The sequence below is a fragment of the Variovorax paradoxus EPS genome, assembly GCF_000184745.1.
Lineage (GTDB): Bacteria > Pseudomonadota > Gammaproteobacteria > Burkholderiales > Burkholderiaceae_C > Variovorax > Variovorax paradoxus_C.
In genome coordinates, this window is sequence record NC_014931.1 from 166,219 (window position 1) to 181,822 (window position 15,604).

A 15,604-nucleotide genomic window follows, 5' to 3' on the forward strand; every position below is an offset into this window, starting at 1 on the left:
GTGCTCAGGCGGCGAGCCGTGCGGAGGCCCAGTCGGACTTCAGGCGCCGCGCGCGGTCGGCTTCCTGCCAGTAGGTCTCGGTGGCGGCTTCATCGACCACGTGGCCGATGCCGTCGATGGAGGGCGGGCCGGTCATCGTGCTGGCCTGTGCGGCGTCGATGAGCATCGGCGCGGTCTCGCCGGCCAGCGTGGCCTCGATGGCCTTCACCAGCACGCGGCGGTAGGCAATGATTCCCTTGTCGGTGCTGCCCAGGTGCTCGCGCGTGCGGTCCTGGATGGCTCCCTGCGACTCCACCGCCCACTGGTCGTGCACGTTGATGTCGTCGCCCATGCCGGTGTAGGTTTCGGTGAGCTGCTCGTCGATGCTGTAGCCGTAGTTGTTGCGCTTGTTCTTGCGCGAGGTGTAGTCGGGCAGCTCGTAGAGCTTCAGGCGCTGGTCGCGCATCTGCTGCTTGTCGACCGGGCCGGTGAAGCTGGTGAAGATGGCGTACCAGTAGCAGTGCGTGTCGTCGACCGGCACGTGCCACTGCGAGATGGTCATCTCCGCGCTCATCGGGATCACGAAGGCCTGCGGGAACACCACGTTGGTCACGCGCACGTGGGTGGTGTCCTCGGAGAGCTTGCGCAGCGCCTTCAGGCGGAAGCCGTAAGGCGCGGGCTCCACGCTGATCTCGGGCCGGTCGTACTCGCGCAGCACCTTGGTGATCGGCATGTCCGAATCGGCCGAGGCGCCGCGGAACTGCTTGCCGTAGCTCTCGGACGTGTCCTCGTCCTCGAAGAAGCGGTGCAGGTACGAGGCGTGCGCGGGGTCGATGCCCACTTCGAGCGCCTGCAGCCAGTTGCATTCGAACAGGCCCTTGAACGCGAAAGTGTGGGTGTCGGGGGCGACGAAGCAGTCGAAGTCAGGGAAGGCCGGGGGCTCGCCTTCGCCGATGTACGCGAAGACCACGCCCGCCTTTTCGACCACCGGATAGGCCGACTGCTTGATGCGGCTGCACAGCTTGCTGGTGGCGGGTTCGGCGGGCGTTTCGAGGCAGTTGCCCTTGGCGTCGAACAGCCAGCCGTGGAAGGCGCAGCGGATGCCGCCGTTTTCCAGCCGTCCGAAGGCGAGGTCGGCGCCGCGGTGCGGGCAGTCGCGGTCGAGCATGCCGAGCTGGCCGTTTTCGTCGCGGAACAGCACGAAGTCCTGGCCCATGAGTTTCACGGGCTTGACCGGGCGCGGGCCTGCCAGTTCGTCGGCCAGGGCCACTGGCTGCCAGTAGCGGCGCAGCAGCTTGCCGGCGGGGGCGTCAGGTCCGACGCGGGTGATGAGATCGTTTTGCTCGGCGCTGATCATCGTGCGGGCTCCATCGTGGGTCTTCGGAAAGAGGCTGCAAGACATTGCATGCAACTGTATGCATTGTCTTGGTGATCCTCGATCCGGGTCAAACTTTCATCTGCGGTTTTGCCCTGATTTGGGGCTTGTGGCGCTCGAAATCAGGGTTAATGCTGAGTGTGGCGTGTGTTTTTGACACTTCTTGTGACGTGATGCATGCAACAAGCGAGCCAGGGTAAATATCTTGCGTGCAATGATCGACCCGTCTCCTAGAATCCGCTCATTCCTGCTCCCGGCGCCTCCTGATGGACTCTCAACAATCCCGCGTGCTCGTGCAGTTGCGCGACATGATCCTCAAGGGTGAATTCGTGCCTGGAGAGCGGCTGGCCGAGATCCCGCTCGCCGAAAAGCTCGAAGCCTCGCGCACCCCGGTGCGCCTTGCGCTCGCCAGCCTCGAGCACGAAGGCCTCATCGAACAATCGCCCAGCGGCGGCTACCAGATGCGCCGCTTCACTTCGCAGGAAGTGGCCGACGCGATCCGCGTGCGCGGCGTGATCGAAGGTTTCGCGGCGCGCCTGCTGGCCGAAGACGGCGCATCGCGCCAGCTGCTGCGCGACCTGAAGGATTGCCTGGACGCCGGCGATCGGGCGGTGAACAAGCCCACGATGGAAATCGACGACTACGCCGCCTACGTCGAGATGAACGACCGCTTCCACAAGCTGATCGTCGAAGGCTGCGGCAACCTCGCGCTCAAGCGGGTGATGGACATGCTCGGCGGCCAGCCCTTCGCCGCGCCCAGCGCGATGCTGCCGATGCAGTCGTCGATGGAAGAGGGCCAGCAGTGGATGCGCCAGGCGCACCGTACGCACCATGCAATGGTGCAGGCCATCGAGCGTGGGCAGGGTTCGCGCGCACAGGCGCTGGGCGAGGAGCACGTCGAGATCGCGCGCATGAACCTCGATTACGCGCTGGAGCGGCCCGAGCTCGCGGCCGAGTTGATGCCGGGCATCAAGCTGGTTTCCAAAGGGCGCAACGCCTGAGTGGAACTGGCCGGTCTGCATCGAAGACCGGACGGTATTTCCGCACTCGCCCCGTCTGGCCGGCGACGGTCAAGACTAGAATTTCCGCATGACCACTGCTGCTGCCGCCCCCGCCAAGCCCTCGTTCAAGGAACAGATGCTGCAGGCCCGCGAAGAGGCCATCGTCCAGACCGCGAACCGTCTGCTCGCCGAGAAGGGTTTCGAATCGATGACGGTCGACGAGGTCGCGGCCTCCGTCGGCATCGCCAAGGCCAGTCTCTACAAGCACTTTCCCAGCAAGGAAGACCTCGCGGCCGCCGCGATGGTGCGCCTCATGCAGCGCACGCAGGATGTGCTGGCGTCGGTGCAGGTCGACCAGAAGCCCATCGACAAGCTGCGCGCCGTGGTGCGCTGGTCCATGGAAGCACAGCTGGCCGGCGAGATGCCATCGCTGCCGCACCAGAACTCGAGCCTGCGCGCCGCGCTGATGAACAACCGCGGCTATCTCGACCGGCTGGTTGCGATCAGCGACACGCTCGGCGGCTGGATCCAAGCCGCGCAGGCCGATGGCACGCTGAACCCGAAGCTGCCCGCGATTGCCGTGCTCTACACGCTGTTCGCTCGCGCCTGCGATCCGGTCCTCGGGTTTCTCAAGTCGAGCGGGCTGCAAAGCGATGCGGAGATCGTCGACCTGGTGCTCGGCACCTGTTTCGACGGGCTCGCCTCGCGCTGAACGCGCTTTCGTCCTTCGCCGTTCAACAGCCCCGCGGGATTTGCCGCCGCTTCTTCGCAGGCGGCGAAGTGTCGGATGGCCGCTATTTCACGTCGATGAGCAGGTCGGGCCTGTAGCCCTCTTGCTCGCCGTTGCGCTTGTAGCCCAGCGGATTGGCCACCACGCGGCAGCCGTCCTTCACATAGTCGAAGGCACAGTGCAGATGGCCGTGCAGCCAGAGCTGGGCGTTTGGCAGGAGTTCGTCCAGGGAATTGCAGAAACCGGCGGTGCCGGGCGTCAGACCGTAGCGCGGATCGGCGCTTGCCAATGTCGGCGCGAAGTGAGTGATGGCAACCGTGGTGCCGTCGAAAGGCTGGGCCAGCGCTTCGCGCAGCCACGCCTGGCACACGAGCGCCTGCTCGCGCAGCGGGCCGGACAGGAAGATTTCGCCGTGGCGCCGGGTGGCCATCTTTTCCAGATAGAAATCGGCAGCGCGCATCGCCTTGCCGCGCTTCTTGAGCGCTTCGGCCAAACCGTCGGTGGGTTCCACCAGCGCGTCGAAGTCGGCCCAGAGCGTGGTGCCGACGAAGCGGATGCCCTCGATGACGAGGGTTTCGCGCTCGAGCCACTGGATGTCGAGCTCGGCGCAGAGCGCGCGCAGGCGGTCGTGCGTCTCGTCGAAATCGGCGTTGTCGTATTCGTGGTTGCCCGGCACATAGATCACCGGCACCGGCCAGCCGTTGCGGGGCGAAAAACGGCCCAGGCCGAAGTCGGTGTCCGGGAGGCGGGAGCCTTCCTGGTACGAGCCGATGTCGCCCGCCAGAACCAGCAGATCGGCGCCCGGAATCGGCTCGGCGTGGAAGCGGGGGTTGGACTCCAGGTGCAGGTCGGAGAGCAGTTGAAGCTTCATCGTCGGGTCAGTCTAGGTGAATTGCCCCATGCATGAAGCGCATAAGGCCAGGGTTGTTTTCCTAGGGAAAACCCTTAATCTTGGAGCATCAACCACTCAGAGCACGGCCATAAGCCGCGCAACACCATGTTCAGCCTCCTCGCCCAAGTGGCCCGTTTCTTCCGTTCCTCCAGCGACAGCGCACCGGCCAGCCACGCCGCCACATTGATGGAAAGCGCCGACGTTCGCGCCGGCCGCGGTGCGCACCACGCGCAGGAACTGCGCGCTGCCGCATCCGCCTGGCTCAGCGTCGTCCGCTGATCGACCGACGCCGGTCAGTCGGGCACCTTCTGCCCGAGGATCGAGCCCGCGAAGGCTGCCGCGGCCGACCGCAACAGCGCGGTCCGCAGCCATTCATGCGCATGCCCATGCTGGGCGCGCCGGTGCCAGATGGCATCCACGTGCACCGGCGGCTGGTCGAAGGGCAGGTCGCGCAGCACCAATTGGTCGTCGATGCCGGTCACGGTCACGAAGTGGCGGGGCAGCACGGTCAAGAGGTCTGAATTAGCGACCACCCGGCCCGCCGTAAAGAACTGGTTCACCGTCACCACGATGCGCCGCTCGCGCCCCATGGCGCCGAGCGTCTGGTCGATGAAGCCGTATGGGCGCCCCGAGAAACTTACCAATAGATGCCGCGCGGCGCAGTAGTCGTCCAGCGTGAGCGGCGCGTTCGCGAGCGGATGGCCACGGCGCATCACGCATACATATTGGCCCAGGTAGAGCCGCTGGGTCTCGAACGGCACCCCCACTCCCGATTGGCCCCGCGCCGCCAAGCTGGCGATGACGGCCGGGAAGTAGCCGATCGCCATGTCGACCTCTTCGTTCTCCAGCATCCGGCGCGGATCGCGCGTGGTCAGCGGGAGCACGCGCAGGGAAATGGCGGGCGCTTCCTTTTCGGCGATCTGCACCAGGCCGGGAATCAACTCCGCCGCGGTGGCATCGGCCATGGCCAGCAGGAAGGTGGTGTCGGCGGTCGCTGCGTCGAACTCGCCTGGGGCCAGGGTGTGTTGCAGCTGGCGCAGCGCGTCGCGCACTGTGGGCCAGAGCGCCAGCGCCCGCGGCGTGGGCTCCACGCCAGCACCTGCGCGGCGCACCAGTTCGTCACCTATCACCTCGCGAAGGCGCCGCAGGGCATTGCTCACTGCCGGCTGGGTAATAGAGAGGTTGCGGGCGGCGCGCGTGAGGTTGCGCTCCGCCATAACCTCGTCGAAGACGCGAAGCAGGTTGAGGTCGAGCGTGCGAAAGTTGACATCCATCAGTGCTGTGAATGATAAACATCAGAAAGATAAAGTGGCAAAGCATTAGGGTAACCCCTAATATCACGGCATCGGCACTCGTTGCCATTCATCCCCGGAGGGATCGCACCATGACCAGCTTTGTCCACGTTGACCAACCTACTGTTCACCCCGGCGTCCGTCGCGCCGAAGTCCTGTTCGGCCAGATCCAGGCCGCCCGCGCAGGCGCCGAAGGCGCCCGTCCGCTGATCGCCTTGTTCATCGTTGCCATCGCTGCAGCGGTTCTGGTGGTCGCCGACACGCTCGTCTCCAACTGGAACGAAGGCGCATTGCTCGCCGCATGGACCATCTTCTGCCTCGCAGCGATCGCGTTGTTTGCCCTGTTCGCCAGCTCGGTGCGCAAGAGCAGCATCGCCAGCCTCTGGCAAGCTGCTGCCGAGCGCCGCGCTGCAAACCGGGCTGATGCACGTTTCATGGAAACTGCGAAGAACGACCCACGCGTGATGCAGGAACTGCAAGCTGCCGTGTGGCGCCAGCAATCGGAAGGCACTGTGCCTGCCGCTGCAGTTGCCAAGGTCGACGCGCTGGCTCGCATGAGCACCCGCTCGCAGGAAGCGCGCATGCCGACGCTCTATGAAGCGATGCGCCGCATGAACAGCTCGCGCTATTACTAAGCTGAGCTGAAGCTCGCTTTAGATAGATAGCCGCCTTCGGGCGGCTTTTTTCTTGTTTGGTCGAATCCTCCTTGGGCAGCTGCGGCTCGCTCTCCCTAGCTGCGGCTCGCTCTCCCTAGCTGCGGCTCGCTCTCCCTAGCCGCGGCTCGCTCTCCCTATTAGTTAGTAAGAGAAGAGCGTGCGGGCTGCGCGTGCGCTAAGGGGATCACGAGCGAGCTTGCCTGGCAAGTAGGGGTGGTTCGCATGCACCGCATGAGAACAAAACATCTCCGGAGTGGCGCCAAGCTGAAAAAGCGATGTATACTCGTGGGCTCGGCTGACAACGCATTGATGTGTTGTTCGGTGGTTGCCCTGGAAGGGGTGGTTGCTGAGGGTTGGCTGAGAAAAAGATTCTTCGAAGTTGACTGGATTGCAAAAAACAGTGCATAATCGAAGGCTCCGCTGAAACAGCTTCAGCGTCTCGCAGCGAAGGTTGCGGGGTGCAAATAAGAAGATGTTGAAAGCGAAAAAAGTTTGACGGTTCTGTAAAAACCGTGATAGACTACAAGGCTTCGCTGATCGCAGCAAAGCAAGACGAAGTAAACGATGAGTTGCTTCGGTGATCGTTAAAAATTTACAGCCGATAAGCGTGGGCGTTTGAAGGTAATTGCGTAAGTTCTTCGGAACAAGTCGCAAGACTTAAAAACGCTCATGAGATAGAAGTGAAGTTCACTTTAATTCTTTTTTTATGAGTTTTGCTTGACCGCGAGGTCAGGCGCAAAAATCAAGATCGAACTATAGAGTTTGATCCTGGCTCAGATTGAACGCTGGCGGCATGCCTTACACATGCAAGTCGAACGGCAGCGCGGGAGCAATCCTGGCGGCGAGTGGCGAACGGGTGAGTAATACATCGGAACGTGCCCAATCGTGGGGGATAACGCAGCGAAAGCTGTGCTAATACCGCATACGATCTACGGATGAAAGCAGGGGATCGCAAGACCTTGCGCGAATGGAGCGGCCGATGGCAGATTAGGTAGTTGGTGAGGTAAAGGCTCACCAAGCCTTCGATCTGTAGCTGGTCTGAGAGGACGACCAGCCACACTGGGACTGAGACACGGCCCAGACTCCTACGGGAGGCAGCAGTGGGGAATTTTGGACAATGGGCGAAAGCCTGATCCAGCCATGCCGCGTGCAGGATGAAGGCCTTCGGGTTGTAAACTGCTTTTGTACGGAACGAAACGGCCTTTTCTAATAAAGAGGGCTAATGACGGTACCGTAAGAATAAGCACCGGCTAACTACGTGCCAGCAGCCGCGGTAATACGTAGGGTGCAAGCGTTAATCGGAATTACTGGGCGTAAAGCGTGCGCAGGCGGTTATGTAAGACAGTTGTGAAATCCCCGGGCTCAACCTGGGAACTGCATCTGTGACTGCATAGCTAGAGTACGGTAGAGGGGGATGGAATTCCGCGTGTAGCAGTGAAATGCGTAGATATGCGGAGGAACACCGATGGCGAAGGCAATCCCCTGGACCTGTACTGACGCTCATGCACGAAAGCGTGGGGAGCAAACAGGATTAGATACCCTGGTAGTCCACGCCCTAAACGATGTCAACTGGTTGTTGGGTCTTCACTGACTCAGTAACGAAGCTAACGCGTGAAGTTGACCGCCTGGGGAGTACGGCCGCAAGGTTGAAACTCAAAGGAATTGACGGGGACCCGCACAAGCGGTGGATGATGTGGTTTAATTCGATGCAACGCGAAAAACCTTACCCACCTTTGACATGTACGGAATTCGCCAGAGATGGCTTAGTGCTCGAAAGAGAACCGTAACACAGGTGCTGCATGGCTGTCGTCAGCTCGTGTCGTGAGATGTTGGGTTAAGTCCCGCAACGAGCGCAACCCTTGTCATTAGTTGCTACATTCAGTTGGGCACTCTAATGAGACTGCCGGTGACAAACCGGAGGAAGGTGGGGATGACGTCAAGTCCTCATGGCCCTTATAGGTGGGGCTACACACGTCATACAATGGCTGGTACAAAGGGTTGCCAACCCGCGAGGGGGAGCTAATCCCATAAAACCAGTCGTAGTCCGGATCGCAGTCTGCAACTCGACTGCGTGAAGTCGGAATCGCTAGTAATCGTGGATCAGAATGTCACGGTGAATACGTTCCCGGGTCTTGTACACACCGCCCGTCACACCATGGGAGCGGGTTCTGCCAGAAGTAGTTAGCTTAACCGCAAGGAGGGCGATTACCACGGCAGGGTTCGTGACTGGGGTGAAGTCGTAACAAGGTAGCCGTATCGGAAGGTGCGGCTGGATCACCTCCTTTCTGGAAACAAGCAATTTAATTTAAACGCCCACACTTATCGGTTGTTGGAAGAAGTCGAAATCTTTATTGATTCTCGATTGGGTCTGTAGCTCAGCTGGTTAGAGCACCGTCTTGATAAGGCGGGGGTCGTTGGTTCGAGCCCAACTAGACCCACCAAATCTTCTGATTTCTCGTGTGAGAGTTTTGGGGGATTAGCTCAGCTGGGAGAGCACCTGCTTTGCAAGCAGGGGGTCGTCGGTTCGATCCCGTCATCCTCCACCAATAAATCGATACTTAAAATTCAACACCAAAGCGGCTTTGTGCGTGAGCATGAGGCTTCTTTGTTGTTGATCGAGATCTCTTGATCAATCGGCTGTTCTTTAAAAATTCATAGAGTCGAATCAGCGTTGCTGATGGAAACTGCACATTCGTAAAGGTTTAGTGCAGACCGTGCCATCAGCAACATAGAATTTTTGATTGCGTCAAAAGAAACTTCAATTTCGAGTCAAATCGAATTTTGAATGTAACGGCATAACGCGTCAGGTGAGAGACCTGACATATTCCTTGAAATGATTTTGTAGTTTCGCAAGAAACGTCAAAGTTATAGGGTCAAGTGAATAAGAGCACGTGGTGGATGCCTTGGCAATGATAGGCGACGAAGGACGTGATAGCCTGCGATAAGCTTCGGGGAGCTGGCAAATTAGCTTTGATCCGGAGATTTCCGAATGGGGAAACCCACCGAAAGGTATCGCATGATGAATACATAGTCATGCGAGGCGAACCGGGTGAACTGAAACATCTCAGTAGCTCGAGGAAAAGACATCAACCGAGATTCCGAAAGTAGTGGCGAGCGAAATCGGAAGAGCCTGTTAGTGATAGCACAAGACATAACGGAACAGTTTGGAAAGACTGGCCATAGCGGGTGATAGCCCCGTACGTGAAATGACCTGTGTGGTACTGAGCTAACGACAAGTAGGGCGGGACACGAGAAATCCTGTCTGAATATGGGGGGACCATCCTCCAAGGCTAAATACTCATCATTGACCGATAGTGAACTAGTACCGTGAGGGAAAGGCGAAAAGAACCCCGGGAGGGGAGTGAAATAGATCCTGAAACCGCGTGCTTACAAAAAGTAGGAGCCTCGTAAGGGGTGACTGCGTACCTTTTGTATAATGGGTCAGCGACTTACATTCAGTGGCAAGGTTAACCGAATAGGGAAGCCGTAGAGAAATCGAGTCCGAATAGGGCGATCAGTCGCTGGGTGTAGACCCGAAACCAAGTGATCTATCCATGGCCAGGATGAAGGTGCCGTAACAGGTACTGGAGGTCCGAACCGACTAGTGTTGCAAAACTAGCGGATGAGCTGTGGATAGGGGTGAAAGGCTAAACAAACTTGGAAATAGCTGGTTCTCTCCGAAAACTATTTAGGTAGTGCCTCAAGTATTACCATCGGGGGTAGAGCACTGTTTTGGCTAGGGGGTCATGGCGACTTACCAAACCAAGGCAAACTCCGAATACCGATGAGTACAGCTTGGGAGACAGAGCACCGGGTGCTAACGTCCGGACTCAAGAGGGAAACAACCCAGACCGCCAGCTAAGGTCCCTAAAATTGGCTAAGTGGGAAACGAAGTGGGAAGGCTAAAACAGTCAGGATGTTGGCTTAGAAGCAGCCATCATTTAAAGAAAGCGTAATAGCTCACTGATCGAGTCGTCCTGCGCGGAAGATGTAACGGGGCTAAGCCAGTTACCGAAGCTGCGGATTTGCAATTTATTGCAAGTGGTAGGAGAGCGTTCTGTAAGCCTGTGAAGGTGCGTTGTAAAGCGTGCTGGAGGTATCAGAAGTGCGAATGCTGACATGAGTAGCGTTAAAGGGGGTGAAAAGCCCCCTCGCCGTAAGCGCAAGGTTTTCTACGCAACGTTCATCGGCGTAGAGTGAGTCGGCCCCTAAGGCGAGGCAGAGATGCGTAGCTGATGGGAAACAGGTCAATATTCCTGTACCGTTATATAGTGCGATGTGGGGACGGATCTTAATAGGTCATCCAGTTATTGGATTATTCTGGTTTAGTTGGATGTAGGCGTGCATTAGGCAAATCCGGTGCACATATACCGAGGCCAACGATCGAGCGGACTTGTCCGTGAAGTGACTGAACGAGGTTCCAGGAAAAGCCACTAAGCTTCAGCTATATACGACCGTACCGCAAACCGACACTGGTGCGCGAGATGAGTATTCTAAGGCGCTTGAGAGAACTCAGGAGAAGGAACTCGGCAAATTGACACCGTAACTTCGGAAGAAGGTGTGCCCTATTAGTGTGTAGTGAACAACGAAGCATGAATGGGTTGCAAAAAATCGGTGGCTGCGACTGTTTATTAAAAACACAGCACTCTGCAAACACGAAAGTGGACGTATAGGGTGTGACGCCTGCCCGGTGCTGGAAGATTAAATGATGGGGTGCAAGCTCTTGATTGAAGTCCCAGTAAACGGCGGCCGTAACTATAACGGTCCTAAGGTAGCGAAATTCCTTGTCGGGTAAGTTCCGACCTGCACGAATGGCGTAACGATGGCCACACTGTCTCCTCCTGAGACTCAGCGAAGTTGAAATGTTTGTGATGATGCAATCTCCCCGCGGAAAGACGGAAAGACCCCATGAACCTTTACTGTAGCTTTGTATTGGACTTTGAACAGATCTGTGTAGGATAGGTGGGAGGCTTTGAAGCAGGGTCGCTAGATCTTGTGGAGCCAACGTTGAAATACCACCCTGGTGTGTTTGAGGTTCTAACCTAGGTCCATTATCTGGATCGGGGACAGTGCATGGTAGGCAGTTTGACTGGGGCGGTCTCCTCCCAAAGCGTAACGGAGGAGTTCGAAGGTACGCTAGTTACGGTCGGACATCGTGACGATAGTGCAATGGCATAAGCGTGCTTAACTGCGAGACTGACAAGTCGAGCAGATGCGAAAGCAGGACATAGTGATCCGGTGGTTCTGTATGGAAGGGCCATCGCTCAACGGATAAAAGGTACTCTGGGGATAACAGGCTGATACCGCCCAAGAGTTCATATCGACGGCGGTGTTTGGCACCTCGATGTCGGCTCATCTCATCCTGGGGCTGTAGCCGGTCCCAAGGGTATGGCTGTTCGCCATTTAAAGAGGTACGTGAGCTGGGTTTAAAACGTCGTGAGACAGTTTGGTCCCTATCTTCCGTGGGCGCTGCAGATTTGAGGAAGCCTGCTCCTAGTACGAGAGGACCGGAGTGGACACACCTCTGGTGTATCGGTTGTCACGCCAGTGGCATTGCCGAGTAGCTAAGTGTGGAAGAGATAACCGCTGAAAGCATCTAAGCGGGAAACTCGTTTCAAGATGAGATCTGCCGGGGCCTTGAGCCCCCTAAAGAGTCGTTCAAGACCAGGACGTTGATAGGTCAGGTGTGGAAGCGCAGTAATGCGTTAAGCTAACTGATACTAATTGCTCGTGCGGCTTGACCCTATAATTTTGATCATCAGATCAAGGTGTTATGCCAAGTTGACGCATTCAAAATACATTCAAGCAAGCGCAAGACAGTTGCGTGCTGATTCCAAACTCTATGAATTCGTTTATCTGATCACGTGATCAGGTAAGCAACCCTTTATGCCTGATGACCATAGCGAGTTGGTACCACTCCTTCCCATCCCGAACAGGACAGTGAAACGACTCAGCGCCGATGATAGTGCGGGTTCCCGTGTGAAAGTAGGTCATCGTCAGGCTCTTACAGCCCAGAAAACCCCAGTCAGCAATGACTGGGGTTTTTTGCATTTGGAAAAACCACTTCAATTACCGACGCCAAATCGTGAGTAATTGATGTTGGCTAAACCAGCGGCCAAGAAAAAGCCCGGTGGAGCAATCCACCGGGCTTTTTCTATTTAAGAACCGCTGAGGATCAGGCAGCCAAGCGCTGCTCAATAGCAGCCTTGGTCTCCGGCAATTCCTTTGGCAGGTGATGCGACAGTTGTTGGAACAACTCCGCGTGCAGCTTCAGTTCCGCTTGCCAGGCTGCCTTGTCGATGCTGGTCACAGTCGCGAATTGCTCGGCGCTGAATTCCAGCCCCGTCCAGTTCAGATCTTCATACCGCGGGCTCACACCAGTGATGTGCTCGACGCCTTCGGTCTTCTTGCCTTCGATGCGATCGATCATCCACTTCAGCACGCGCATGTTCTCGCCGTAACCAGGCCAGACGAACTTGCCGTCGGCGCCCTTGCGGAACCAGTTGGTCGTATAGATCTTCGGCAGCTTCGCGCCCGATGCTTCGAGCTTCTTGCCGACGTTGAGCCAATGCTGGAAGTAGTCGGCCATGTTGTAGCCGGCGAACGGCAGCATCGCGAACGGGTCGCGGCGCACCACGCCTTGCTGGCCGCCGGCGGCTGCCGTGGTTTCAGAGCCCATCGTTGCAGCCATGTAGACGCCTTCGACCCAGTTGTGGGCTTCGGTCACCAACGGAACGGTCGTCGAGCGGCGGCCGCCGAAGATGAAGGCGTCAATCGCCACACCCTTCGGATCGTCCCAGGCGTCATCCAATGCCGGGTTGTTGGTCGCGGCCACGGTGAAGCGCGAGTTGGGGTGCGCTGCCTTGGCGCCCGTTTCCTTGGCGATCTGCGGCGTCCAGTCCTTGCCCTGCCAGTCGGTCAGGTGCTCGGGCAGCGTCTTGGTGTCCTGCTCCATGCCTTCCCACCAGACGTCACCGTCGTCGGTCAGCGCGACATTCGTGAAGATCACGTCGCTGTTCAGGCTGTCCATGCAGTTCGGGTTGGTCAGCATGTTGGTGCCGGGCGCCACGCCGAAATAACCGGCTTCGGGATTGATCGCGTACAGGCGGCCGTCCTTGCCGGGTTTGATCCAGGCGATGTCGTCGCCGATGGTCGTGACCTTCCAGCCTTCGAAACCAGCGGGCGGCACCAGCATCGAGAAATTCGTCTTGCCGCAGGCACTCGGGAAAGCGGCGGCCACGTGGTACTTCTTGCCCTCGGGGTTCGTCACGCCGAGGATCAGCATGTGCTCGGCCAGCCAGCCTTCGTCGCGGCCCATGTTCGAGGCGATGCGCAGCGCGAAGCACTTCTTGCCCAGCAGCGCATTGCCGCCGTAGCCCGAGCCATAGCTCCAGATCTCGCGCGTCTCGGGGTAGTGAACGATGTACTTGGTCTTGTTGCAGGGCCAGGACACGTCCTTTTGCCCAGCTTCGAGCGGCGCACCCACGGTGTGCACGCAGGGCACGAACTCGCCGTCGGCGCCGAGCACCTCGTACACGGCCTTGCCCATGCGGGTCATGATGCGCATGTTGACCGCCACGTAAGGCGAGTCGGAGAGTTCGATGCCGATGTGTGCGATCGGCGAACCCAGCGGGCCCATGCTGAACGGCACCACATACATCGTGCGGCCCTTCATGCAGCCGTCGAAAAGCGGCTGCAGCGTCGCACGCATTTCGGCCGGGGCCATCCAGTTGTTGGTGGGGCCGGCGCTCTCTTTTTCGTTGGAACAGATGAAGGTGCGGTCTTCGACGCGCGCGACGTCGGTCGGGTCGGACACCGCGAGGAACGAATTGGGGCGCTTGGCGGGGTTGAGCTTCTTGAAGGTGCCCGCGTCGACCAGTTGTTGGCAGAGGCGGTCGTACTCCTCCTTGCTGCCGTCGCACCAGTAGATGGACTCGGGTTTGCACAGCGCGGCCATGTCGGCCACCCAGGCAATCAGTTTCGCGTTCTTGACGTATGAGGGCGCCTGAATGGTGAGGCCCTTCATCGTGGGTGCGTTCATCGGAAATCTCCTAAGTTGAAAAATCGTCTTTCCGAACGGGACGCCGTGCCTGCATGGGCGCGGAGGTCCGTTTGAGAAAACGTTTCGCGAAGGGAGATTGCGCTGCCGCGGGCCGCACCGCCCGCGGACGACAGCCCAAGAGGCTGTCAGGCCAAGTAGACAGCGATGGATGCCAGCAGAAGCATCAGCACGCCGCCAGCGAGCGGCAGCACGATCGGCATCAGGTGAACGACCGATTCGACGGCGTCTTTTTCGACGGCGGCGGCGTGGCCGGGCTCGACGGGAGTGGGGTTGGACATCGGGAAGTACCTCGAATACACAAATGACAAAACTGCGGGCATTTTACCGGCGAGGCCCTGCGGAGCGGTCTAGGGGGTTGCGAGCCCTTGTGGACATCTCAATGCTGCTCCTCGGCCTCGAAGCCGGCGTCTTTCAGTGCAGTCAACACGCTGGCCAGGTGCGCCCTTCCGCGGGTTTGCAGGACCAGCTCGATATCCACGTTCTGGGCCGCGAGCATGGTGAAGGCGCGCTGATGGTGAACCTCGTCGACGTTAGCGCCCGCTTCGGCGACAGTTGCCGTGATCTCGGCCAGTGAGCCCGGCACGTCGCGCGCACTCACACGCACCCGCGCCAGCCGCCCGGCCCTGACCATGCCGCGCTCGATGATGGCCGCAAGCAGCAGCGGATCGATGTTTCCGCCCGAGAGCACCAGCCCGACGCGCTTGCCCTTGAAGCGTTCCGGATGCCGGATCAGCGCCGCAAGGCCCGCAGCACCCGCACCTTCGACCAGGGTCTTTTCGATCTCGAGCAGCATCAGCACGCCCTGCTCGATGTCGCCTTCGTCCACCAGCACCAGGTCGTCGACCTTGCTCGCGATGATTTCCTGCGTCAGCACGCCCGGCGTACCCACCGCGATGCCTTCGGCGATGGTGCTCTTGCCCTGCGCGTGGTGCGTGCCCTTGATGGCGTTGACCATGCCCGGGAAGCGCGTGGTCTGCACGCCGACGATCTCGATGCCGGGCTTGCGATCGCGTGCCGCGACCGCCATGCCGGCGATGAGCCCGCCGCCGCCGACCGCCACGACCAGCGTGTCGAGGTCGGGCACCGCGTCGAGCATTTCGAGTGCGACAGTGCCCTGGCCGGCGATGATGGCTTCGTCGTCGTAGGGGTGCACGAAGGCCAGTCCTTCGCGCTCGGCAAGCTCCAATGCATGCGCGCGCGCCGCATCGAGCGTGTCGCCGTGCAGCACCACCTCGGCGCCAAAGCCGCGGGTGCGCTCGATCTTCACGCCGGGCGTGAAGCGCGGCATCACGATCAGCGCCCGAAGGCCCAGCCGCTGCGCGTGATAGGCCACACCCTGCGCGTGGTTGCCGGCCGACATGGCGATCACGCCGCGCGTGCCCGCCTCCGACAGGTCGACCAGCTTGTTGCAGGCACCCCGCTCCTTGAAGGAGGATGTGAACTGCAGGTTCTCGAATTTCAGGAACACCTGCGCGCCGACGATTTCGGAGAGCGTGCGTGATTCGACACAGGGCGTATTGAGCACCTGACCCTGGAGGCGCACCGCGGCGCGCCGGATTTCTTCGATTCCGACCATGGCGCGCATTGTGGGCTGGAATCGCCAGATCAGGGTTTTTA

Annotated in this window: 10 protein-coding genes, 2 tRNA genes and 3 rRNA genes; 9 read left to right on the forward strand and 6 right to left on the reverse strand. The window is 59.2% G+C overall.

Annotation, left to right across the window (positions count from 1 at the left end; genetic code table 11):
* Nucleotides 1–4: 4 nt before the first annotated feature.
* Nucleotides 5–1,336: an aromatic ring-hydroxylating dioxygenase subunit alpha gene (locus VARPA_RS00810; protein WP_013538634.1), complete on the reverse strand. Its 1,332-nt coding sequence runs from the start codon at nt 1,334–1,336 to the stop codon at nt 5–7.
* 284 nt (nt 1,337–1,620) lie between these two features.
* Here VARPA_RS00810 and VARPA_RS00815 point away from each other — a divergent pair, with 284 nt between their 5' ends.
* Together VARPA_RS00815 and VARPA_RS00820 are read left to right on the forward strand one after the other, a co-directional pair.
* Nucleotides 1,621–2,355 carry a GntR family transcriptional regulator gene (locus VARPA_RS00815; protein WP_013538635.1) on the forward strand — a complete coding sequence of 245 codons (735 nt, stop codon included), beginning with the start codon at nt 1,621–1,623 and terminating at the stop codon, nt 2,353–2,355.
* Nucleotides 2,356–2,443: 88 nt separating this feature from the next.
* A complete protein-coding gene (locus tag VARPA_RS00820; RefSeq protein ID WP_013538636.1) occupies nt 2,444–3,067 on the forward strand; it encodes a TetR/AcrR family transcriptional regulator in 624 nt (207 codons plus the stop codon).
* An 82-nt stretch (nt 3,068–3,149) separates the two neighbouring features.
* On the opposite strand, the gene VARPA_RS00825 is transcribed toward VARPA_RS00820, so the two are convergent.
* Nucleotides 3,150–3,956: a metallophosphoesterase gene (locus VARPA_RS00825; RefSeq protein WP_013538637.1), complete on the reverse strand. Its 807-nt coding sequence runs from the start codon at nt 3,954–3,956 to the stop codon at nt 3,150–3,152.
* A gap of 126 nt (nt 3,957–4,082) precedes the next feature.
* On the opposite strand from VARPA_RS00825, the gene VARPA_RS31285 reads away from it, so the two are divergent.
* Nucleotides 4,083–4,256 carry a hypothetical protein gene (locus VARPA_RS31285; protein ID WP_013538638.1) on the forward strand — a complete coding sequence of 58 codons (174 nt, stop codon included), beginning with the start codon at nt 4,083–4,085 and terminating at the stop codon, nt 4,254–4,256.
* Nucleotides 4,257–4,270: 14 nt separating this feature from the next.
* Here the strand turns inward: VARPA_RS31285 and VARPA_RS00830 are convergent, their stop codons facing one another.
* A complete protein-coding gene (locus VARPA_RS00830) occupies nt 4,271–5,251 on the reverse strand; it encodes a LysR family transcriptional regulator (protein ID WP_013538639.1) in 981 nt (326 codons plus the stop codon).
* A gap of 110 nt (nt 5,252–5,361) precedes the next feature.
* Between VARPA_RS00830 and VARPA_RS00835 the strand changes: the two genes are divergently transcribed.
* The 6 genes from VARPA_RS00835 (at nt 5,362) to rrf (ending at nt 11,927) form a co-directional block, all read left to right on the forward strand.
* A complete protein-coding gene (locus VARPA_RS00835; RefSeq protein ID WP_013538640.1) occupies nt 5,362–5,904 on the forward strand; it encodes a hypothetical protein in 543 nt (180 codons plus the stop codon).
* A gap of 771 nt (nt 5,905–6,675) precedes the next feature.
* Nucleotides 6,676–8,210 (forward strand): 16S ribosomal RNA (locus VARPA_RS00840).
* A 79-nt stretch (nt 8,211–8,289) separates the two neighbouring features.
* Nucleotides 8,290–8,366, forward strand: a tRNA-Ile gene (locus tag VARPA_RS00845).
* 29 nt (nt 8,367–8,395) lie between these two features.
* A tRNA-Ala gene (locus tag VARPA_RS00850) sits at nt 8,396–8,471 on the forward strand.
* 325 nt (nt 8,472–8,796) lie between these two features.
* A 23S ribosomal RNA gene (locus VARPA_RS00855) occupies nt 8,797–11,670 on the forward strand.
* A 144-nt stretch (nt 11,671–11,814) separates the two neighbouring features.
* A 5S ribosomal RNA gene (gene rrf / locus VARPA_RS00860) occupies nt 11,815–11,927 on the forward strand.
* Together the 16S, 23S and 5S rRNA genes with 2 tRNA genes alongside form the textbook arrangement of a ribosomal RNA operon.
* Before the next feature lie 173 nt (nt 11,928–12,100).
* Here the strand turns inward: rrf and VARPA_RS00865 are convergent.
* The 3 genes from VARPA_RS00865 to VARPA_RS00870 form a co-directional block, all read right to left on the reverse strand.
* On the reverse strand, nt 12,101–13,966 hold the full coding sequence (locus tag VARPA_RS00865; protein ID WP_013538641.1) for a phosphoenolpyruvate carboxykinase (GTP): 1,866 nt from the start codon (nt 13,964–13,966) through the stop codon (nt 12,101–12,103).
* 146 nt (nt 13,967–14,112) lie between these two features.
* Nucleotides 14,113–14,265 carry a hypothetical protein gene (locus tag VARPA_RS31290; protein ID WP_013538642.1) on the reverse strand — a complete coding sequence of 51 codons (153 nt, stop codon included), beginning with the start codon at nt 14,263–14,265 and terminating at the stop codon, nt 14,113–14,115.
* A 98-nt stretch (nt 14,266–14,363) separates the two neighbouring features.
* Nucleotides 14,364–15,563 (reverse strand): threonine ammonia-lyase, encoded by a 1,200-nt coding sequence (locus VARPA_RS00870; protein ID WP_200861447.1) that lies wholly within the window; start codon nt 15,561–15,563, stop codon nt 14,364–14,366.
* Nucleotides 15,564–15,604: the final 41 nt, after the last annotated feature.

Excerpts from the sequence above, each read along its gene's own strand:
- VARPA_RS00810 (WP_013538634.1), bottom strand. The coding sequence starts at position 1,336 with ATGATCAGCGCCGAGCAAAACGATCTCATCACCCGCGTCGGACCTGAC.
- VARPA_RS00815 (WP_013538635.1), top strand. The coding sequence starts at position 1,621 with ATGGACTCTCAACAATCCCGCGTGCTCGTGCAGTTGCGCGACATGATC.
- VARPA_RS00820 (WP_013538636.1), top strand. The coding sequence starts at position 2,444 with ATGACCACTGCTGCTGCCGCCCCCGCCAAGCCCTCGTTCAAGGAACAG.
- VARPA_RS00825 (WP_013538637.1), bottom strand. The coding sequence starts at position 3,956 with ATGAAGCTTCAACTGCTCTCCGACCTGCACCTGGAGTCCAACCCCCGC.
- VARPA_RS31285 (WP_013538638.1), top strand. The coding sequence starts at position 4,083 with ATGTTCAGCCTCCTCGCCCAAGTGGCCCGTTTCTTCCGTTCCTCCAGC.
- VARPA_RS00830 (WP_013538639.1), bottom strand. The coding sequence starts at position 5,251 with ATGGATGTCAACTTTCGCACGCTCGACCTCAACCTGCTTCGCGTCTTC.
- VARPA_RS00835 (WP_013538640.1), top strand. The coding sequence starts at position 5,362 with ATGACCAGCTTTGTCCACGTTGACCAACCTACTGTTCACCCCGGCGTC.
- VARPA_RS00865 (WP_013538641.1), bottom strand. The coding sequence starts at position 13,966 with ATGAACGCACCCACGATGAAGGGCCTCACCATTCAGGCGCCCTCATAC.
- VARPA_RS31290 (WP_013538642.1), bottom strand. The coding sequence starts at position 14,265 with ATGTCCAACCCCACTCCCGTCGAGCCCGGCCACGCCGCCGCCGTCGAA.
- VARPA_RS00870 (WP_200861447.1), bottom strand. The coding sequence starts at position 15,563 with ATGGTCGGAATCGAAGAAATCCGGCGCGCCGCGGTGCGCCTCCAGGGT.